The organism is Mesorhizobium sp. P160219 (assembly GCF_057786095.1).
In genome coordinates this window covers 3,633,684-3,652,804 of record NZ_JBYNWG010000001.1, presented here as the reverse complement: position 1 = coordinate 3,652,804, position 19,121 = coordinate 3,633,684, and the positions used below count along the sequence as shown (strand labels likewise).

At 63.2% G+C, this 19,121-nt stretch carries 17 protein-coding genes; 12 read left to right on the top strand and 5 right to left on the bottom strand.

Going from position 1 to position 19,121, the window contains the following annotated elements; translation table 11 throughout:
• Positions 1-34: 34 nt before the first annotated feature.
• On the bottom strand, positions 35-1,159 hold the full coding sequence (locus AC3EMP_RS17720; RefSeq protein ID WP_023669402.1) for a COX15/CtaA family protein: 1,125 nt from the start codon (positions 1,157-1,159) through the stop codon (positions 35-37).
• A 150-nt stretch (positions 1,160-1,309) separates the two neighbouring features.
• On the opposite strand from AC3EMP_RS17720, the gene AC3EMP_RS17715 reads away from it, so the two are divergent.
• On the top strand, positions 1,310-1,525 hold the full coding sequence (locus AC3EMP_RS17715; RefSeq protein WP_023669401.1) for a DUF2842 domain-containing protein: 216 nt from the start codon (positions 1,310-1,312) through the stop codon (positions 1,523-1,525).
• A 15-nt stretch (positions 1,526-1,540) separates the two neighbouring features.
• Here the strand turns inward: AC3EMP_RS17715 and AC3EMP_RS17710 are convergent, their stop codons facing one another.
• On the bottom strand, positions 1,541-2,599 hold the full coding sequence (locus AC3EMP_RS17710) for a polysaccharide deacetylase family protein (RefSeq protein WP_023834213.1): 1,059 nt from the start codon (positions 2,597-2,599) through the stop codon (positions 1,541-1,543).
• A gap of 91 nt (positions 2,600-2,690) precedes the next feature.
• On the opposite strand from AC3EMP_RS17710, the gene AC3EMP_RS17705 reads away from it, so the two are divergent.
• Entirely contained in the window at positions 2,691-3,920 is a 1,230-nt protein-coding gene (locus AC3EMP_RS17705; RefSeq protein WP_352712394.1) for a GNAT family N-acetyltransferase, read from the top strand.
• A 3-nt stretch (positions 3,921-3,923) separates the two neighbouring features.
• On the opposite strand, the gene AC3EMP_RS17700 is transcribed toward AC3EMP_RS17705, so the two are convergent.
• Positions 3,924-4,634, bottom strand: coding sequence for a GntR family transcriptional regulator (locus tag AC3EMP_RS17700; RefSeq protein WP_023697427.1), 711 nt, complete (start codon positions 4,632-4,634; stop codon positions 3,924-3,926).
• Between the two features lie 264 nt (positions 4,635-4,898).
• On the opposite strand from AC3EMP_RS17700, the gene AC3EMP_RS17695 reads away from it, so the two are divergent.
• The 6 genes from AC3EMP_RS17695 to AC3EMP_RS17670 all read left to right on the top strand — a co-directional run bounded on the left by AC3EMP_RS17695 (position 4,899) and on the right by AC3EMP_RS17670 (position 10,883).
• Complete coding sequence (locus tag AC3EMP_RS17695; RefSeq protein WP_023689478.1) at positions 4,899-5,999, top strand: ABC transporter ATP-binding protein; 1,101 nt, start codon at positions 4,899-4,901, stop codon at positions 5,997-5,999.
• A 34-nt stretch (positions 6,000-6,033) separates the two neighbouring features.
• Positions 6,034-7,323 carry an ABC transporter substrate-binding protein gene (locus AC3EMP_RS17690; RefSeq protein WP_352712393.1) on the top strand — a complete coding sequence of 430 codons (1,290 nt, stop codon included), beginning with the start codon at positions 6,034-6,036 and terminating at the stop codon, positions 7,321-7,323.
• A 237-nt stretch (positions 7,324-7,560) separates the two neighbouring features.
• On the top strand, positions 7,561-8,472 hold the full coding sequence (locus tag AC3EMP_RS17685; RefSeq protein ID WP_023823251.1) for an ABC transporter permease: 912 nt from the start codon (positions 7,561-7,563) through the stop codon (positions 8,470-8,472).
• 1 nt (position 8,473) lies between these two features.
• Positions 8,474-9,292, top strand: coding sequence for an ABC transporter permease (locus AC3EMP_RS17680; protein WP_023823252.1), 819 nt, complete (start codon positions 8,474-8,476; stop codon positions 9,290-9,292).
• A gap of 2 nt (positions 9,293-9,294) precedes the next feature.
• Entirely contained in the window at positions 9,295-10,041 is a 747-nt protein-coding gene (locus AC3EMP_RS17675) for an aspartate/glutamate racemase family protein (RefSeq protein ID WP_352712391.1), read from the top strand.
• Between the two features lie 5 nt (positions 10,042-10,046).
• Entirely contained in the window at positions 10,047-10,883 is an 837-nt protein-coding gene (locus AC3EMP_RS17670; RefSeq protein WP_023823254.1) for a GNAT family N-acetyltransferase, read from the top strand.
• Between the two features lie 98 nt (positions 10,884-10,981).
• Here the strand turns inward: AC3EMP_RS17670 and AC3EMP_RS17665 are convergent, their stop codons facing one another.
• Positions 10,982-13,207: a GumC family protein gene (locus tag AC3EMP_RS17665; RefSeq protein WP_023823255.1), complete on the bottom strand. Its 2,226-nt coding sequence runs from the start codon at positions 13,205-13,207 to the stop codon at positions 10,982-10,984.
• A gap of 265 nt (positions 13,208-13,472) precedes the next feature.
• On the opposite strand from AC3EMP_RS17665, the gene AC3EMP_RS17660 reads away from it, so the two are divergent.
• The 4 genes from AC3EMP_RS17660 to AC3EMP_RS17645 all read left to right on the top strand — a co-directional run bounded on the left by AC3EMP_RS17660 (position 13,473) and on the right by AC3EMP_RS17645 (position 18,033).
• A complete protein-coding gene (locus tag AC3EMP_RS17660; RefSeq protein ID WP_023682330.1) occupies positions 13,473-14,036 on the top strand; it encodes a polysaccharide biosynthesis/export family protein in 564 nt (187 codons plus the stop codon).
• 7 nt (positions 14,037-14,043) lie between these two features.
• Positions 14,044-15,174: a glycosyltransferase gene (locus AC3EMP_RS17655; RefSeq protein WP_023823256.1), complete on the top strand. Its 1,131-nt coding sequence runs from the start codon at positions 14,044-14,046 to the stop codon at positions 15,172-15,174.
• Positions 15,175-15,259: 85 nt separating this feature from the next.
• A complete protein-coding gene (locus AC3EMP_RS17650; protein ID WP_023711534.1) occupies positions 15,260-16,795 on the top strand; it encodes an undecaprenyl-phosphate glucose phosphotransferase in 1,536 nt (511 codons plus the stop codon).
• The gene (locus tag AC3EMP_RS17645; RefSeq protein ID WP_352712388.1) at positions 16,792-18,033 is read left to right on the top strand and encodes an O-antigen ligase family protein; all 1,242 of its coding nucleotides are present in this window, start codon (positions 16,792-16,794) and stop codon (positions 18,031-18,033) included. The genes AC3EMP_RS17650 and AC3EMP_RS17645 overlap by 4 nt, the downstream gene beginning before the upstream one ends.
• A 67-nt stretch (positions 18,034-18,100) precedes the next feature.
• On the opposite strand, the gene AC3EMP_RS17640 is transcribed toward AC3EMP_RS17645, so the two are convergent.
• A complete protein-coding gene (locus AC3EMP_RS17640; protein WP_352712386.1) occupies positions 18,101-19,084 on the bottom strand; it encodes a glycosyltransferase family 8 protein in 984 nt (327 codons plus the stop codon).
• Positions 19,085-19,121 lie beyond the last annotated feature (37 nt).

Genomic DNA, 19,121 nt, shown 5'->3' with positions numbered 1-19,121 from the left:
TAGACGTAGCGAGGCAGTTCGTTCGCGAAATAGATTATTGCGACGGCCAAGACACCGTAGACGATGTACCTGCGTTCATGGGCGGCCGCGTTGGCAGTGGATAGGCGCCCTTGTTGCCGCGCCAGTGGGCGGCGGCAAATCCCAGCAGGACCAGCGCGAAGGCCTGATGGGTCAGCGCCATGTGCAGCGGCACCTGCATCAGCAGCGTGCCGATGCCGATCGAGGCCTGCACCAGCACCAGCAGAAACAGCAGCGTTGCGCGGCGTGCGTGTGTCGTGCCCGGCAGCCGCCGGCGCGTCGCTATCATATGCCAGAGCGCGATGGCAAAGACCGTATAGGCGCCGAGCCGGTGGACGAACTGCACCGTCTTCGGGTTCTCGAAGAAATTGCGCCAGGCCGGTTCGAGCAGCAGCAGCTCGCCGGGGATGATCTTGCCGTCCATCAGCGGCCAGGTGTTGTAGCTCAGGCCGGCGTCGAGCCCTGCGACCAGCCCGCCGAGATAGATCTGGACCAGCGCCAGCAGCACGATGAAACCGGCCAGTCTTTGCGTCGACCGGCCGGCGGCAGGCTCCGAATGCGGCGCCAGCCCGCGCGCGACCACCATGGTGGCAGTGAAGATCAGGGCGGCAAGCGTCAAATGCGTCGCCAGCCGGTACTGGCTGACGGAGACGCGGTCGACCAGGCCGGAGGCCACCATCCACCAGCCGATGGCGCCTTGCAGGCCACCAAGCAGCAGAATACCGACCAGCTTTGGCCCAAGGCCGCGCTCGATGCGGCGCGTCGCCCACAAGACCAGCAACGGCAGGCCGAAGACCAGGCCGACACTGCGCGCCAGGATGCGGTGCGCCCATTCCCACCAGAAGATCGATTTGAAGGCGTCCAGGCTCATGCCCTTGTTGAGCTCGGCATATTGCGGAATCTTTTGATAAAGCTGGAATTCCTCCTGCCACTCCGCGTCATTGAGCGGCGGTATCACACCGTGGATCGGCTTCCACTCGGTGATCGACAGGCCGGAATTGGTGAGCCTGGTGGCGCCGCCGACCAGCACCAGCGCAAACAGCACCAGAAGCACGACATACAGCCAGCCGCGCACCAGCGCCCGATTTTTCAAGTCGCGATCGCGGTCAATGTAAGGCGCGGCGGCTGATATGGCGGCCATGGTTGGTCCCGGCAGGTTGACGTGGCGGATTGGTGAACCATCGCAACCCGGCTGACAAGACCGGACGGCGCGGCACGCCGTCGCGCCGCATCTCCCGGGTTGCACAGGCGCGCGGTTGGGCCTAAGCGGAGGCGATCAACGAGAACGCTCATGCCCATCCGCCTGAAAAAGCTGATCGGAACTTTCCTGCTGGTGGCGCTGGTCATCATCTATGCGCTGGTCGCGTCGATCATAGCGGTCGCGCAGCTGTCGCAATCCAGCCCGCTGGTGCACTTCCTGTTCTTCCTGTTCAGCGGCCTGTTCTGGGTGCTGCCTGCGATGGGCATCATCAAATGGCTGATCCTGGAGCCGCCGCCGAAAGGCTGAAGAGCCCGCCCCAGGTTAGATGGTGACCACCATTTTGCCGGCATTGGCCAGCGGCGTCGTTAAGCCCGACAACATGGTGCGGATATGGGCGACGCTCTGGTAGCGGCCGTTGATCGAAATGCGCGGCAGCGCGTGCAGGAAGCCGGCGTGCTCGGCGTGCAGCACGCCGTGGCGAGTGGTCACCGCCGAGGCGAAGCCGGCGTCGCGGGCAAAGCCCACTTCGCGGCAGCCGACAGCGCTGGCGTAACCATAGGGGTAAGCGAGATGACGGGGGTCTTCGCCGAGCTGCGCCTGCAGTTGGCGCCTGACGTCGACGATCTCATGGCGCGCATCGCCTTCGTCGAGCCGCTTCAGATTGCGGTGGTTGACCGTATGCGCGCCGATCGTCACCAGCCTGTGCCCGGCCACGGCGCGGATATCGTCCCAAGTCATCAGCGTGCTTGGGCGCAAGCCATCGAGGTCGATGCCGTTCGAGCGCGCCAGATCGCGCAGCACAGCGCGCTGATCCTCCTCGCGCACCTCGAGCGTCAGATAGGCATGCAGACGCGCATTGGCGTGGAGTTTCTTGCCGTGGGTCGAGCAGTCGATGGTCACCGGCCCCTTCGGCGTCGCCAGCGTCAAACGCTCCCGCGCGTTGACGATATCCTCGACCACGTCCCACCATAAATCGGCGCTGCCGTCGATCAGACCCGGCGCGACATAGATGGTGATCGGCGCGTCGTGCTTTTCCAGCACTGGCAGCGCTTCGGTCATGTTGTCGCGATAGGCGTCGTCGGCGGTGATGGTGGCGAACTGGCCGTCCTTGCCGCCGGCCTTGATGCGCTCGATCGCCTCGTCGAGGGTGACGAAGGCATAGCCCCTCGCCTTCATGTCGGCGACGAGAGCGTCGAGGAATCGCGGGGCGATGTTGAGGTGGCGGTTGACGCCGTCCGGCTTCTCCGGCGTGGCGGTGACCCGATGCAACATGAGGATTGCGCCAATGCCGCCGACGAACGGCTTGGCCAGCGGTGCAAGGCCGGTAAAGCGGGCGATATTAAGCGCCAGTTTCCGAACTGCCTCACCACCGTCGATCATTCATTCACCTTTTGCGCCTAGGCTCGATCCAAGCACGGAACGCGCCGACGCGAACTCCTGATCGCGACGAATACGCCTTAAGGATTGAGGTATGGTTGACGCCACCGCGTCATTTGACGGCAATCGGCTCGCCGCAAGCAAGGCGTCTGCGCGTGCGCCGGCTGCCGACCAGACCAGTCTGTCGGTGTCGATCGCAGATGCTGCCGCGCTCGCCTCTTACGGCGAATTCTGCCGTTCGGCGCTGTTTGCGCCGGCGCAAAGCGCGGCCTGGGTTCGTGCCTGGACGGCGCAGGCCAATCCCGATGCCGTCATTGCCACGCTGACAATCGAGGACAGGCCGGTCTTTGCACTGGCACTGGAAATCACGCGAACTGGTCCATTCCGCGTCGCCCGCTTCATGGGCGGGCGCCATGCCAACGGCAATTTCGCCGCCGCCGATCCGGCATGGCTGGCAAAGGCCGATGCCGGGGGGATCCGCAGGCTGGTGACGGCGATCGGCAAGGCGCGTCCCGACATCGATCTCGTTGCCTTGGAAAGGCTTCTGCCCGACCTCGATGGCGTTGCCAATCCGCTGGCGGCGTTCTCCAACTTTCCGAGCCCAAACCTGTCGCTCGCCGTCAATCTCGACGGTGGTTTCGATGCGCTGCTGTCGCGTGTGGGCGGCAAGCGCAAGCGCAAGAAGCACCGTTCGCAGACACGCAAGTTCGAGGCGGTCGGCGTTCATCGCCGCATCGAGGCGCAGACACCCGAAGACGTGAACCGGCTGCTCGACGCTTTCTTCGAGATGAAGGAGTTCCGCTTCGCCAAGATGGGCATCGCCAATGTCTTCGGCGAGCCGGAGGTGCGGGCTTTCTTCCGTGCCCTCTTCGCCGGCGCGCTGGCCGAGGAGAAACCGGCCTTTGTGCTGCATGGGCTCGAAGTGGCCGGCAAGCTGCGCGCAATCACCGGCTCGAGCCGCTCGGGCAAACGCCTGATCTGCGAATTCGGCGCCATCGCCGAGGACGATCTCGGCCACACCAGCCCCGGCGATTTCCTTTTCTTCGACATCATCGAGGAAGCCTGCCAAACAGGCTTCGATGTCTATGATTTCTCGGTCGGCGACGAGCCCTACAAGCGGCTCTGGTGCGATATCGAGACCCAGCATTTCGAGGTGCTGGCGCCCCTGACGCTGAAGGGACGCGCCCTGGCGTCGGCGCTGCGGCAGGGCGCACGGGCGAAAGCCTTCATCAAGAACAACCCGACGGTCTGGAAGCTGACCAAGATGCTGCGCCGCAAGGCCGCCGGACAGGCAGCGCCCGCTCCCACGGACGACGAAAACTAGCGTTCAGAAATTCAGCGCTTCGCGGAGCGCCGGGCCGGCCCTGACCCGCAGGTCGAGATCCGCCTCGATGTGGTCGATATGGTGCAGCATCAGCCGGCTCACCAACCCGCAATCGCCGCTTTCCAGCGCGCCGACCATTTCCGTGTGCTCACTGTGTCCGCAGGCCGACACGCCGGATCGTCCGTAAAGGGCGATCACCAGCGACGAACGCGCCACCAGCTCCTCCATGAAGCGCTGCAGGATGGCATTGCCGGCGACGGAGGCGAGCAGCAGGTGGAAATCGCCTGATGCCTTGATTTCGGAGCGCCGCGCGGTTGGGCCGCGCTCGGCGATGAAGCGGCCTTCCTCGTCGAGCTGCGCGCGGAACGCAGCGATATCGGTGGCTGTGACCCGCCCGCAGGCGGCAATGGCGATGCCCGGCTCGATCAGCCGGCGCGATGCGAACACCTGGCGCGCTTCCTCGGGCGTAGGGTTGGCGACGAAGGCGCCACGGTTGCGCTCGGTACGCACCAGCCCCTCGAAGGACAGCATCTGCAGCGCCGCGCGCGCGACCGTGCGCGAGACGTCGAACAGCGTGCCGACCTCGCCTTCCGACAGCTTGGTGCCGGGCGTCAGCCGACGGTCAACGATGGCGTCCCGCAGATTGTCGCGAATCGCCTGGGCGCGATCCTGGTTGGCGCTGTCGGCGGAATGGATCTGATCGGCAATGTTCATGGCGATGATGGTTCCCAGCCTCTTTCTAGCGCAACTCGTCGCCTGCGCACGAGAGGCAAAGTGGACACGAAGCCAAAAAAGATTGCATACGATTCTTGCGCGGATCGCGCACAATCGCCCATAATTTGTGCAATGCACAAGATAGCCCACCGGCTAGGCAGTGGGCACGAATTCCGATTTTGCTGATGATTCAAACGCTTGGCCGAATCTCGCCGATTGGCACGCATAATGCATTGGTTGACGCGACCAAACGGGGAAGCCTGAATGTCCAAAGCCGCCGAGATCGACATCGTCTCCGTTTCGAAAGTGTACGGAACGACGACTGCCGTCGAGGCCATCAGCCTGAAGATACCGGCAGGCACCTATTGCTGCCTGCTTGGCCCCTCCGGCTGCGGCAAGACCTCGACGCTGCGCATGATCGCCGGCCACGAAAGCATTTCGTCGGGCGATGTCCGCCTCGGCAACATCGTCGTCACCGACTTGCCGCCGGCAAAGCGTGGCACGGCGATGATGTTCCAGTCCTATGCGCTGTTTCCGCATCTCGACCTTGTCGACAATGTCGCCTTCAGCCTGAAGATGAAGGGCGTCGACAAGGAGCAGCGCCGTGCCAAGGCGCTCGACATGCTCAAGCTGATGCAGATGGAGGCCTATGCGACGCGCCGGCCGGCGCAGCTTTCCGGCGGCCAGCAGCAGCGTGTTGCACTCGCCCGCGCTCTGATCACCGATCCCGAGGCGCTGCTGCTCGACGAGCCGCTGTCGGCACTCGACCCGTTCCTGAAGATACGCATGCGCGCCGAGCTGAAGAAATTGCAGACCTCGCTTGGCATCACTTTCGTCCACGTCACCCACAGCCAGGAAGAGGCCATGGCCTTGGCGGACCTGATCGTGGTGATGAATGACGGCCGCATCGAACAGGCGGCGCCGCCGCGAGATGTGTTCGAAAGGCCGGCCACCGCCTTCGTCGCGCGCTTCATGGGTGACCACAATGTCATCTCCGGCCGGGTTACCGGCGCGCGCGACGGCATGGTCGTCTTCGACGTCAATGGTGGCGCCTCGCTCGCCGCCCGCGGGCAAGGCCGGGAGGCGGGCCAGGAGGTGGGCACGCCGATCGACATCGCCATCCGCACCGACCATGTGCGCATCGGCGAAGCACCCTCTCCCGGCCTCGGCTTCACCGGCATCGTCTCCAACATCGAATATCGCGGCGCCACGGTGAAGCTGTCGGTCACCGGCGGCGGCATCGACGATTTCACCGTTATCATCGACGATTCCGACTTCTTCGCCAAACCCGTCGCCCTTGGCGACGCCGTACCGCTCGCCTGGGATTCCGAGGACGCCATCGTCCTCGGCCGCCTTCATTCATGAATTCAACGAAGCAAAACAAAACAGGGGAATAGGAATGACAAAAACAGTAGAAACAAAGACCGGAATTTCGCGACGTTCGTTGCTCAAGACAGGTGCGGCCGCCGTCGGCCTCGCCGCAGGCTCGGGCGCCATTACAGGCTTCCCGACCATCTGGGCGCAGTCCAACATCACGCTGCGCCAGTTCGGCACCGGCGTGTCGAACCTGAACGCGATCGCCGACAAGTGCAAGGCCGACCTCGGCATCACGCTGGAAATGACGGCGACCGATTCGGACGCGGCCGCCCAGCGCGCCGTGACCCAGCCCGACAGCTATGACATCGCCGACATCGAATACTGGATCTGCAAGAAGGTGTTCCCGAGCGGCGTGCTGCAGCCGATGGATGTCAGTAAGCTGAAATACTACGACGAGCTGGTGCCGTTGTTCAAAACCGGCAAGCTGACGCCCGACAGCATCATTGCCCAGGGCACCGCGCCGCACACGGTCGGCTATGTCGAAGCGCAGGACTCAAAGACCTTCGCCAAGGCGCCGACCAAGTGGTTCACCATGGTGCCGACGATCTACAACGCCGATACGCTAGGCATCCGGCCCGACCTCGTCGGCCGCGACATCACCACCTGGGCCGACATCATGGACCCGGCCTTCAAGGGCAAGACCGCGATCCTTAACATCCCGTCCATCGGCATCATGGATGCGGCCATGATCATGGAGGCCACAGGCAGCATCAAATATGCCGACAAGGGCAACATGACCAAGGAAGAGATCGACAAGACGATCGACTTCCTCATCAAGGCCAAGCAGGCCGGCCAGTTCCGCGCCTTCTGGAAGTCGTTCGACGAGAGCGTCAATCTGATGGCATCGGGCGAAGTGGTCATCCAGTCGATGTGGTCGCCGGCCGTCGCCGCCGTCCGCTCCAAGGGCATCGCCTGCCGCTTCCAGCCGCTCAAGGAAGGCTACCGGTCATGGGGCGGCGGCCTTGGCCTTGCCGCCCATCTCAAGGGCGCCGAGCTCGACGCCGCCTACGAATACATCAACTGGTATACGTCGGGCTGGGTCGGCGGCTATCTCAACCGCCAGGGCTACTATTCCGCCAATATGGTCTCGGCCAAGAAGTTCATGTCCGAGGACGAATGGGGCTACTGGATCGAAGGCAAGCCGGCCAAGGGCGAGATCAAGGCGCCGGACGGCACCGTCATGGAAAAGGCCGGCGCCGTGCGCGACGGCGGCTCGTTCGAAGAGCGTATGGGCAAAGTCGCCTGCTGGAACTCGGTCATGGGCGAGGACCGCTACATGGTGAAGCGCTGGAACGAGTTCATCGCGGCGTAGAGCGGACGCGTTCACTGTGATGTTGCGATCCTTCGCGCCCCCCTCTGTCCTGCCGGACATCTCCCCCACTTGGGGGGAGATTGGCAGCGTCATGGCCGGCTCTTCGTTAGCAACGTTGGAGTTTGGCGAAGGCCGTTATGAGAGTTCGATCTCCCCCCTCGTAGGGGAGATGTCCGGCAGGACAGAGGGGGGCGCGAAGGATCGCAAGTCATCGCGATCACGCGGAGGATTTTCCCAATGACAGTCGCGCTCGAACGCCCCGCCATCGCAGCAGCCAAGCCCGCCAGACGCCGGCGCTTCTCCATCAGTGCCGTCACGCCCTACCTCCAATCGGCGCCGCTGGCGCTCATCCTCGGTGCGTTCCTGCTCTTGCCGATCATCATGATCGTCGTCGTCTCCTTCTGGGATTATGACTTCGCCGCCATGTATCCGGATTTCCTGACGACGAACTATTCCGACGTGCTGGGATCATGGGTCACCTGGAAGACCTATCTCAACACCATCAAATTCGCTGCCATCGTCTGGGCTCTGACCTTGTTCATCGGCTTCTGGGTCGCCTATTTCCTCGCCTTCCATATCCGCACCACCGCCATGCAGATGGTGCTGTTCCTTGTCTGCACGGTGCCGTTCCTGACCTCCAACATCATCCGCATGATCTCGTGGATCCCGGTGCTTGGCCGTAACGGGTTGATCAACTCGACGCTGGTGCAATTGGGGCTGGTGCCAAAACCCATCGAATGGCTGCTCTATTCGGAATTCGCCGTGGTGCTGGCCATGGTGCATCTCTACACGCTGTTCATGGTAACGCCGATCTTCAACACGCTGATGCGCATCGACCGCTCGCTGGTCGAGGCCGCGCGCGATGCCGGCGCGTCCGGCTGGCAGGTCTTGTGGAACGTCGTCATCCCGCTGGCCAAGCCCGGCATGGCGATCGGCACCATCTTCGTCGTCACGCTGGTGATGGCCGATTTCTCCACCGTGCAGGTGATGTCGGGCGGCCAGAGCGCGTCGGTCGCACTGATGATGAAGAACCAGATGTCGCTGCTGCAATATCCGGCTGCGGCCGCCAACGCAGTGGTGCTGCTGGTGCTGGTGCTCTTGATGGTCGCCGGCATCCTGCGCATCGTCGACATCCGCAAGGAGCTCTGAGGTGAGCCACGAAAAACGCACCGCCGGATTCTACGTGCTGGCCGTCTTCTTCACCCTGTTCGTGCTGTTCCTCTATGGCCCGCTGTCGGCGATCCTGATCCTCTCTTTCCAGGGTGAGACCGGCGGCCTCACCTTCCCGCTCAACGGCGTGTCGCTGCACTGGTTCGCCAATCTGTTCGAACGCCAGGCGGTCGGCGATTTCGGCGGCAGCTTCAAGCGCTCGCTCGTGCTCGGCCTGATGGTGATGATCGTCACCGTGGTGGTGTCGTTGCTCGCTGGCCTCGCCTTCCGCCAGAAGTTTCGCGGCGCCACCGCTTTGTTCTACCTGGCGGTCGCCAGCCTCGTCGTGCCCTCGATCATCATTTCATTGGGCATCGGCGTCGTCTTCCAGCAGGTCGGCTTCCGCCCGGCCTGGTATACGTCAGCCTTCGGCGCGCACCTGACCTGGACCTTGCCCTTCGGCGTGCTCATCATGTTCGCCGTCTTCAACCGGTTTTCGCCGGCTTACGAGGAAGCCGCGCGCGACCTTGGTGCCTCGTCCTGGCAGACCTTCGCCCATGTCGTGCTGCCGATGATCACGCCGAGCCTGATCGGCGTCGGCCTGTTCGGCTTCACGCTATCCTATGATGAGTTCGCCCGCACGCTGATGACGTCGGGCACCTTCAACACGCTGCCGCTCGAGATCTACGGCATGACCACCAATGTCACGACGCCGGTGCTCTACGCACTGGGCACGGTGACCACCGTGTTCTCCTTCCTGGTGATCCTGGCCACACTGGGCGCCATCCTCTATGTCGGCCGCAAGCGGGCCAGGGTTTGATCGTGCAGATACTGGTGGTGAACCCCAACACGACGGCGAGCATGACCGAGACGATCGCGGCGGCGGCGCGCGCCGTTGCCGGCGCCGGGACCGAGGTGATCGCGGTCACCTCCTCGATGGGTCCTGCCTCGATCGAGGGCTATTATGACGAGGCATTGGCCGTGCCCGGCCTTTTGATGGAGATCGCCGCCGGCGAACGTGCGGGGGCTCAGGCCGCCATCATCACCTGCTTCGACGATACCGGCCTGGATGCGGCACGCGCCATGGCCTCCATTCCGGTCATCGGCATCTGCGAGGCCGCACTCAGTGTCGCCTCCTACATTGCCCAGCGCTTCACAGTGGTGACGACCACCGAACGCTCGCGTGTCCCTGTCGAGGGGCTGGTGCAGCGCTACGGCATGGCCGGGCGTGCCCGCGTGCGCGCCGCCGACATTCCCGTACTCTCGCTTGAAGACGCTGCTTCCGGCGCTGTCGAGAAACTGCGCGCCGAGATCGCCCGCGCCATAGCGGAAGACCGCGCCGAGGCCATCGTGCTCGGCTGCGCCGGCATGGCCGACCTGGCACACCGGTTGCAGCAAGAGTTCGACCTGCCCGTCATCGACGGCGTCGGCGCCGCCCTCAAACAGGCCGAGGCGCTGATCGCATTGGGCCTGTCGACCTCGAAGCGCGGCGCCTATGCCAGTCCGCTGGCCAAGCCCTATCGCGGCGTGCTGAAATCCTTCTCGCCGGGGGTGATCGCCGCGGAGTGAACGCTATGAAGCCTACCGTCCGCGCATTGTCTCCGCCGGAACTGACCGTTCTCATCGACTGGGCGGCGGCTGAAGGCTGGAACCCTGGCCTTGATGATGCCGCCGCGTTCCGGCCAACCGATCCTGAAGGGTTCATCGGCGCTTTTGTCGACAACGAGATGACCGCCGCCATCTCGGCTGTCGCCTATGGCGGCAACTTCGGTTTCATCGGTCTCTACATCTGCCGACCAGACATGCGCGGCAAAGGCCATGGCAAAGCAGTCTGGAATGCGGGCATGGCCAGGCTGGCCGGCCGAACGGTCGGCCTCGACGGCGTCGCCGCGCAGCTGGCGAATTATCGCCGCACTGGTTTTAACTCGGCATACGAAACCATCCGCTTCAGCGGCCGTATCGCGACCCCGCCCGTCCGAAGCGAAGGGGTGCGCATGATAACCACGCAACTCGTGCCCGACATCATCGCCTATGACGCCCGCTGTTTCCCCGCGCCTCGACGAGCCTTCCTGCACCGCTGGGCGCAGCCGCCGCATTGCGGGTTCGCCGCGATCAGTTCACTCGGCACCATAGGCTACGCCGTGGCTCGTCCCTGCCGTTCGGGTTACAAGATCGGCCCGCTGTTTGCCGACGACACCGAGACGGCGATGCAGCTCATGGGCAGTCTGGCTGCCGCATGCGAAGGTGGCGACCTGCATATCGACGTTCCTGCCGAAAATTTCGATTTCACCACGGCGCTTTCAGCAATTGGTTTCAGGCCGACCTTCACCACAACGCGCATGTACAAGGGCCCGCCTCCGAAGGTCGACTCGCGCCGAATATTTGGCGTGACGACCCTGGAGTTGGGGTAGATCCCGGCGCCGGCTGACAGGCTTGGTTTTTCGGGAGCCGGCGGGCGATGGACGAGCCGATCCGTAGTAGCGCCGCCTAAGTCGAATTGTCTGATGTCTCAGGCGGCGCTACGTCGTCCCGGCACGGGGTTACCCGGCGTCTCGTGGCCGATCGGCGTCACCAGAGTGAGGTCGGGATAGCCGCTTTCGATCAGCTCGACGGCGGCCTGCGCCACCTCATCGTCCGCCTGCAGCATGGACATGAAGACCTCGGTGCTGTCGCCGACCAGTCGGCTGATGCCTTGCGCATCGGCCGGTCCGCATTCGACGATGACCAGATCATAGGCGGTGGTCAGCGACTGCATGATGATCGGCAGCCGGTCGGCGGCGCGCATGGCGCGCACCGGATCGGCGGTGCCGACGGGAACGACGTGGCAGTCCGAATAGAGGTCGGCGTGGATGACGTCGCTGAACTGCGCTTCCGAAGCCAGCAGATTGGTGATGCCGGGGAAAAGTCCGCTGTCCAGCATCGGCCGCGACGCCGCGCCCGATGCGGTCAGATCGAGCAGCAGCACGCGCAGGCCGGCGTCGGAGACTTCGCGCGCTACCAGCACTGCCGAGGCCGCGGCCTCATCGCCTTCGGGCGAGACGAAGATGGCGCGCGCAGCACCGCTGGCGATCAGCTTCTCCGCCGCCTTCTCGACATCGATCTCGCCAAGGCTGGAGCGGACAGGTTCAGGTTCGGCTTGCGGTTCTGGATCGGCAGCCGCTGCTCCTTCCAGCACTGAAGGAGCCGGCTCCTGCTCCGGCTCGGGCGCCAGTTCAGACTCCATGGCCGTCCGCTGATCGACCACCTCCTCGGCCACGACTGCGGCCGGTTCCGGGTCGACGACCGGCGCCGACATTGCCGGCATCGCAACCTGTTCGATGCGGTCCAAGCGGGCGCCGGGCGCCGGGCGCATGGCGCGGCCGGAAAACAGCTCCTGCAGCAGCGTGATGACCGACATCAGCAGCAGCGAGCCGACTAAGGCGGCGCCGACGATCGGCACGAGCTTGGGGAAATAGGGTTCCGACGGCACGCGCGCCTCGGAAAACACGCTGGCATCGACCGGCAGGTAATTCTTGCGCGAGGACACTTCGCGAAAGCTCGCCATATAGGATTCAAGCTGCTGGCGCCGGACGTTCGCCTCGCGCTGCAGCGCATCCAGCTGGACCTGCTCCTCGCCGGCCCGCGACGACGCCGCTTTCAGCTTGTTGACGTCCGATATCAGCTGGTTTTCGCGCGCCTGGGCGGTCTGCGCCTGCGTCAGCAACCCGCGCATGATTTTTTGCGCTTCGTTGCGGATCTGGCCGTCGAGATCGGCAAGCTGCGACCTCATCGCCCGCAGGCGCGGATGGTTGTCGAGCAAAGTGGTGGAAAGATCGGCAATGTTGGTCCTGAGCTCGATCTGACGCTCACGCAGCCGCTGGATCAGATCGGACGACAGCACTTCGGGTACAGCGTCCAGCGAACCGCCATTCTGCAAAGCCTGGCGCACCCTTTCGGCCGTTGCCTCGGCCGAAGCGCGGCTGGCGCGCACACGCGACAGCTCGCTCGACAGCTCGGACAATTGCTGTGTCGCCAGCACCGAATTGTTGCCAGCCATCAACAGGTCCGACTGAGCGGAGCGGAAGGCCGCGACCTTGGCCTCTGCATCCCTGACCTGCTTCTGCAGCTCCTCGATCTCCGGCCCGAGGAAGGCGGTCGCGGCGGCGTTCGACGTGGTCTTGGCGTCCGCCTGATAGGCCAGGTAGGCCTTGGCGATGGCGTTCGGAATGTCAGCGGCAAGCTGGGGATCTTCCGAGGAAAATTCGACGGCGATGACGCGGGTCTTTTCCACGCCATAAACATTGAGCTTGTCGCGCATCTTCGTCAGCACGCGCTCTTCGAGCGGAATTTCTTCCGGATCACTTTTCAGTCCGGCAATGACAAGAAGTCGGGCTGCCGGCGACATGCCGAGCGCATCGTTGAACTCGGGCTTGTCGCCCAGATGCAGATTGCCAGCCACCTTATTGAGAATGTCGGACGAGGAAATGACCTGAACCTCGGTTGCTACACCTTCCGCATCGAGCACAGGTTTGTCGTCTTCATTGGTACCGGCAGGCCGCGTATAGGCCGATTCGCTCAACTGGATTTTCAGCTGCGTCGTCGCCTTGTAATGCGGCGTGGCAAGCCACGCGAAGGCGAAGGCGAGACCAGTGACGAGAAGCGTGATCACAAGAATGCGCAGCCAGTTCCGCGCCAGGCTGGCGAAGAGCTGTCTCAGGTCGACATCGACATCTGCGGCCGCGGACTGGTCGGACATGCATTCCTGCTCCGGAACATGAGGCTAGATGGTAGCGTAAACAACTATGGTAACTCAGCCGTTAAGATCGCGGTAAGCAGCTGTTAGGGTTTGCTGACATCCGGTAAACAAAGCCAGCAAAACTATACGGCTTTTTGTCGATTGCCGCCAAATCGGCCGCGTCCCTTTACCGGCCATTAACCCTAACAGGATGATAACGAACCCAGATCCTTAAGGTTTGCCGCCGTGTCCTGGCGGCCATAGCGACGAAGGTGTGTGTCCGATCATGAAAAGCGCTGCTGGTCTGTTTCGCGCTCTGCTGGCCGTGTCGATCCTCGCCGGCTGCTCCAGCTACCGGCCGACGCCGGCGGCCTTCCACGAGGTACTCGACCAGCCCTATCGGCTCGGCGCCGGCGACCGTGTCCGCGTCACCGTGTTCGAACAGGACGGTCTGACCAACACCTACAGTGTCGATCAGTCCGGCTACATGTCCTTCCCGCTGGTCGGCGCGGTGCCGGCGCGCGGCCACACGGCCCAGCAGCTGGAAAAAGCGCTCGCCGACAAACTGCGCCAAGGCTATCTGCGCGACCCCGACGTGTCGGTCGAGATCGATCGCTACCGGCCGATCTTCGTCATGGGCGAAGTGGGCGCCGCCGGCCAGTATTCCTACGTGCCGGGCCTCACCGTGCAGAAGGCCATCGCGATTGCCGGCGGTTTCTCGCCGCGCGCCAACCAGGAAAGCGTCGACATCACCCGCGACATCAACGGCAAGGTGATGACAGGCCGGGTGGTTACCTCCGATCCGCTGCTGCCGGGCGACACGGTCTACGTTCGCGAACGCCTGTTCTGACATCAACGTGGCGGACCAGCTCAGGATCGTCCACTGCTTTCGCTCACCCGTCGGCGGGATCTTCCGGCATGTGCGCGACCTGACGGAGGCCCAGCTCGCCGCCGGACATGTTGTCGGCATCGTCTGCGATTCGACCACCGGCGGCGAATACGAGGAACGCCTGTTCGACCAGATGAAGGACAGCCTGGCGCTCGGCATCCATCGCACGCCGATGCAGCGCCATGTCGGGCCGGGCGACTTCGCCTCGGCCTGGCGCACTTACAGGATCATCAAGGAATTGCAGCCGGACGTGTTGCACGGACATGGCGCCAAAGGTGGCGCCTATGCCCGTCTGTTCGGCTCATTGTTGCGGGTATCTAGGTCTCGCGTAGCCCGCCTCTATTCGCCGCATGGCGGCTCCCTCCACTATGATGAAACGACGACGACCGGGAAGCTGTTCTTCGCGCTCGAGCGCTTCATGGCGCGCTTCACCGACTGCCTGCTGTTCGTCTCCGACTATGAGCGGCGCACCTATCGCAGGAAGGTCGGCGAACCGCCTATCCCGAACACGCTGGTCTATAACGGCCTGCGCGCCGCCGAGTTCGAACCGGTGGTCGCGCAGCCCGACGCGGCCGACCTGCTCTACATCGGCATGATGCGCGACCTCAAAGGGCCTGACATTTTCATCGACGCGCTGGTGCTGGCCGGGTCCCAGCTTGAGCGCCGCTTGACCGCGGTCATGGTCGGCGATGGCGACGACCTGCCGCGCTACCATGCGCAGGTGAAACGGCTGGGCCTCGGAAAACAGGTCCGCTTCTTGCCGCCTATGCCAGCCAGGGAGGCCTTTGCACTGGCCGACCTCGTGGTTGTGCCGTCGCGCGCGGAAGCCATGCCCTATATCGTGCTGGAGACGCTGGCCGCAGGCAGGCCGATGATCGCCACGGCCGTCGGCGGCATTCCCGAAATCTTCGGTGAGGGATCCCCTGCCCTGATCCGTCCCGATCCGCGCCAACTCGGCGACAAGGTGGGTGAAGCGCTGCGCGATCTCGACGCATACCGGCGCGTCATGCCCGACACCGCCAGGCTCAGGGCGCGATTCGGCGCCGATGTGATGGCCGCCGAAATCGAAAAGGCCTATTTCGCCGCGCTCAACAGATAGACGACCGTCCAAAACCACAAGTTGTCTCAAGGTTTTTTTAGCTCTCTTTCTGCTATCGTCATCGCGGAAGCTTGTGGGAAACCCGATGAACGAGACCGACCCCACGCGCCGCTTTTCGGCCGATGCGGTGCGCAAATTCGACAGTCCTGCCGAGAGCCCCACGCCCGGCGGCATGAACAGTGTTGCCCGCCAGGTCGCCTCGCAATACCGGCGCGATACGATGTCGCCGGTCATGGTCAGCGGCGTATTGCGCATCGTCGAATTCGGCTTGCTGTTCCTGTCGGGGCTCGCGCTCTACTTCCACTTTGTCGGCTTCTTCAACTATCTCGCCTGGCAATATCCGCTGACCATTGCCGCGGCGTCATTCGTGGCCGTGGTGCTGCTCGACGTCAGCGATTGCTACCAGATCTCCGCCTTGATGCGACCGATCTCCAATCTCGGCCGCGTGCTGATGGTCTGGGCCGGCACCTTCGCGCTGATGGCGCTGACGGCCTTCATCATGAAAATGTCGGAGGATTATTCGCGTCTGCTGTTCGGCACCTGGTTTGTCGTCGGCCTGCTTCTGCTGTTCGGCCTCAGGCTGGTGATGTCGAAGCTGATCCGGCGCTGGGCGCGCAACGGCCGCATGGAACGCCGCGCCGTCATCGTCGGCGGCGGCAAGGCGGCCGAGATGCTGATCCGCTCGGTCGAGAAGCAGCCAGACAACGACATCCGCATCTGCGGCATCTTCGATGACCGCGGCGACAAGCGCTCGCCGCCGATCGTGGCCGGCTATCCCAAGCTCGGCACCATTTCGGAGCTGATGGAATTCGCTCGCATCGCGCGCATCGACATGCTGATCGTGTCGCTGCCGCTGACTGCCGAAACGCGCGTGCTGCAGCTGCTGAAGAAGCTCTGGGTGCTGCCGGTCGACATCCGGCTCTCGGCGCATTCGAACGCTTTGCAGTTTCGCCCGCGCGCCTATTCCTACATCGGCTCGGTGCCGATGCTCGATATCTTCGACAGGCCGATCAACGACTGGGATTCGGTCGCCAAGCGCGCCTTCGACATCGTCTTCTCGCTGATCGGCATTGTCCTGTTCTCACCGGTGATGCTGGCGACGGCCATCGCCATCAAGCTCGACAGCAAGGGTCCGGTGCTGTTCAAGCAGAAGCGGCACGGTTTCAACAACGAGATCGTCGAAGTCTACAAATTCCGCTCCATGTATACCGACCGGTCGGACCCGACCGCCAAGCAGACGGTGACCAAGAACGATCCGCGCGTCACCCGCGTCGGCCGCTTCATCCGCAAGAGCTCGATCGACGAGCTGCCGCAGTTCTTCAACTCGCTGTTCGGCACGCTGTCACTGGTTGGCCCGCGCCCGCATGCGATTGCCGCGCAGTCGCACAACCTTCTCTACAATGAGGTGGTCGACGGCTATTTCGCCCGCCACAAGGTCAAGCCCGGCGTTACCGGCTGGGCGCAGATCAATGGCTGGCGCGGCGAGATGGACACCAATGAGAAGATCCGCATGCGCACGGAATACGACCTCTATTACATCGAGAACTGGTCGATGCTGTTCGATCTGCGCATCCTGCTCATGACGCCGCTGCGGCTGCTCAACACGGAAAACGCCTATTGAGCGCGATTTCCCATGATGTGCCGCAGGCTGCGGTCAATGCCAAGCTGATCGCGCTGATATCGTCGGGCGCGGTGTTTTTCGGCGTCTTCCTGTCAGGCTTCGTCATCGACGAGCCGGCGCCTTACGATCTTTTCATGGTCGGGCTGATCGGGGTGTGGGGGCTGTTTGGCCTGCGCATATCGCGCGCGGCCGTGCCGCTGCTCGTGCTGCTGATCACGATGAACATCGGCGGCATGATTGCCATGACGCAGATGGCCGATCTCGCCAACACACCGCTCTATCTCGCCGTCTCGCTGTTTCTTGCGTTCACCGCGGTGTTCTTCTCGTCGGTGACGGCGGTGCAGCCCGGCCTCTACCGGCTGATCTTCATCGCCTATGTCGTCTCCGCGGTGGTGACCTCGCTGCTCGGCATTGCCGGCTATTTCCACGCTTTCCCCGGCGCTGAAATCTTCACCAGATACGACCGCGCCCAGGGCGCCTTCCAGGATCCGAACGTGTTCGGACCATTCCTGGTGCTGCCCGGCATCTATCTGCTCTATCTCCTGTTGACCGGCTCGATCGCGCGCATGCCGCTTCTGGCGGTGCCGCTGCTGATCATCACCGCCGGCATTTTCTTCTCCTTCTCGCGCGGCGCCTGGGGCATGTTCGCCGTCTCGGCCATCCTGCTCACCGGCGCCCTGTTCCTGCAAAGCAACAGCGGCAAGTTCCGGCTGCGCGTCATCATCATGAGCATTGCCGCCGTCACCCTGCTGGTGGTCGCCATGATCGTCATCCTGCAGCTGCCCGGCGTCGGCGAGATGTTTTCCAGCCGCGCCCAGCTCGAACAGAGCTACGACACGGCGCGCCTTGGCCGCTTTGCCCGCTACACGATCGGCTTCGAGATGGCGCTCGAACATCCGCTCGGCATCGGCCCGCTGGTGTTCGGCACCATTTTCGGCGAAGACACGCACGACATATGGCTGAAGACGCTGATGGATTATGGCTGGCTCGGCTTCGTCTCGTTCCTGTCGCTGACGCTGTGGACGATCGCGGCCGGTTTCCGCATTCTTTTGCGCGACCGGCCGTGGCAGCCCTATCTGCTCTGCGCCTACGTCGCTTTCGTCGGCAATATCGGGCTCGGCACCTTCATCGACATCGACCACTGGCGCCATGTCTACCTGCTGCTCGGACTAATCTGGGGCGCGATCGCGCTGGAATACAGGCATCAGCGCGGGTTGCGGGCGGTGGCGGCAAGCTAAACCGATGGGAAAGCCGCCGAGTTCGGATGACTTCGCCTTCAGAACGAATTGCGACCGACGATTTCGTCTATCTCGCGATACCGGTCACCCGCTCGGGATACCGCACTGCCAGCATCGATTTGTCGGCGTGATCGGCAAAGATGGCGCTAACCTTTTCGGCGTCGAACCGCGCCCGTCGCTTGCGCTTCTCGTCGTTGAGCAAAATCCCGCTGATGGCGTCGAACTTGCGGCCGAGGTTTTTCAGTATGCCTCTCTTGATCGGCCAGTTGCTGCTGAAACGGCCGGCCCAGGGAGTGCCTTTCGCCAGATCGCGATAGATCGCCATGGCGTCGACCTCGACGCCGATCGGCGGACGGTCCCAGGGCTTGCCCCAGGCGAAGTGGCGGGCGTAACAGCGGCTGAAAGGGATCTGGCTGGTGTAGTTGGTCATCACGTTCCAGAACGGGTGCATCGTCTGCCACCTGCCCTCGAAAGCCACGTTCAACGCACCTTGATCCATCCCGTAAACCTGCTCGGAGGCCAACTGCCGGGTACGCTCCAGAAGCCCCTCCTGCCTGACCAGCGGCATGTTGAACACCAGCACGCCGGCATTGAACTTCGGCGCCCCTGGCTGCATCGGCAAATGCTGTCGATACTTTACGTCGAAATAGGTCTGCTCGTCGTGTGCGGCCAGCAGCGGAGCGTTGAGCGGGGTGTTGCAGAGATCTGCTATCGATCGGTTGAAAAGCACATCGGCGTCTGAATAGGCGATGCGGTCATATGGTTCGAACTCCGGCAATTGATCGGCAAACAGCCTGATGTAGGTCGCAAGGGTTGGGTGCGTTCCGCGGTTGAAGTTTGTCGCCTCCATGAACTTCGTTACGTCGATGATGCCGATCCTCCCCTCGAGCAAACGCTCACCGGCAGACCGGTCGTCACTGGGAATGACGCCGGTGTGCAAAATAAAGCCGTCGACGGCGCCGGACAAATCCAACACACGGCGCGCCGCCAAGCAGGTGTACGGAAAATACCTTTGATCGGCGGCGAAAAAGAAGCATGGCTTTTGCGACACAGTCTAATTCTCCTGCCCTGCGCCTTACGGATCAAAG

Coding starts and splice junctions, on each gene's coding strand:
- AC3EMP_RS17720 (WP_023669402.1), bottom strand. CDS start 1,159: ATGGCCGCCATATCAGCCGCCGCGCCTTACATTGACCGCGATCGCGAC.
- AC3EMP_RS17715 (WP_023669401.1), top strand. CDS start 1,310: ATGCCCATCCGCCTGAAAAAGCTGATCGGAACTTTCCTGCTGGTGGCG.
- AC3EMP_RS17710 (WP_023834213.1), bottom strand. CDS start 2,599: ATGATCGACGGTGGTGAGGCAGTTCGGAAACTGGCGCTTAATATCGCC.
- AC3EMP_RS17705 (WP_352712394.1), top strand. CDS start 2,691: ATGGTTGACGCCACCGCGTCATTTGACGGCAATCGGCTCGCCGCAAGC.
- AC3EMP_RS17700 (WP_023697427.1), bottom strand. CDS start 4,634: ATGAACATTGCCGATCAGATCCATTCCGCCGACAGCGCCAACCAGGAT.
- AC3EMP_RS17695 (WP_023689478.1), top strand. CDS start 4,899: ATGTCCAAAGCCGCCGAGATCGACATCGTCTCCGTTTCGAAAGTGTAC.
- AC3EMP_RS17690 (WP_352712393.1), top strand. CDS start 6,034: ATGACAAAAACAGTAGAAACAAAGACCGGAATTTCGCGACGTTCGTTG.
- AC3EMP_RS17685 (WP_023823251.1), top strand. CDS start 7,561: ATGACAGTCGCGCTCGAACGCCCCGCCATCGCAGCAGCCAAGCCCGCC.
- AC3EMP_RS17670 (WP_023823254.1), top strand. CDS start 10,047: ATGAAGCCTACCGTCCGCGCATTGTCTCCGCCGGAACTGACCGTTCTC.
- AC3EMP_RS17665 (WP_023823255.1), bottom strand. CDS start 13,207: ATGTCCGACCAGTCCGCGGCCGCAGATGTCGATGTCGACCTGAGACAG.
- AC3EMP_RS17660 (WP_023682330.1), top strand. CDS start 13,473: ATGAAAAGCGCTGCTGGTCTGTTTCGCGCTCTGCTGGCCGTGTCGATC.
- AC3EMP_RS17650 (WP_023711534.1), top strand. CDS start 15,260: ATGAACGAGACCGACCCCACGCGCCGCTTTTCGGCCGATGCGGTGCGC.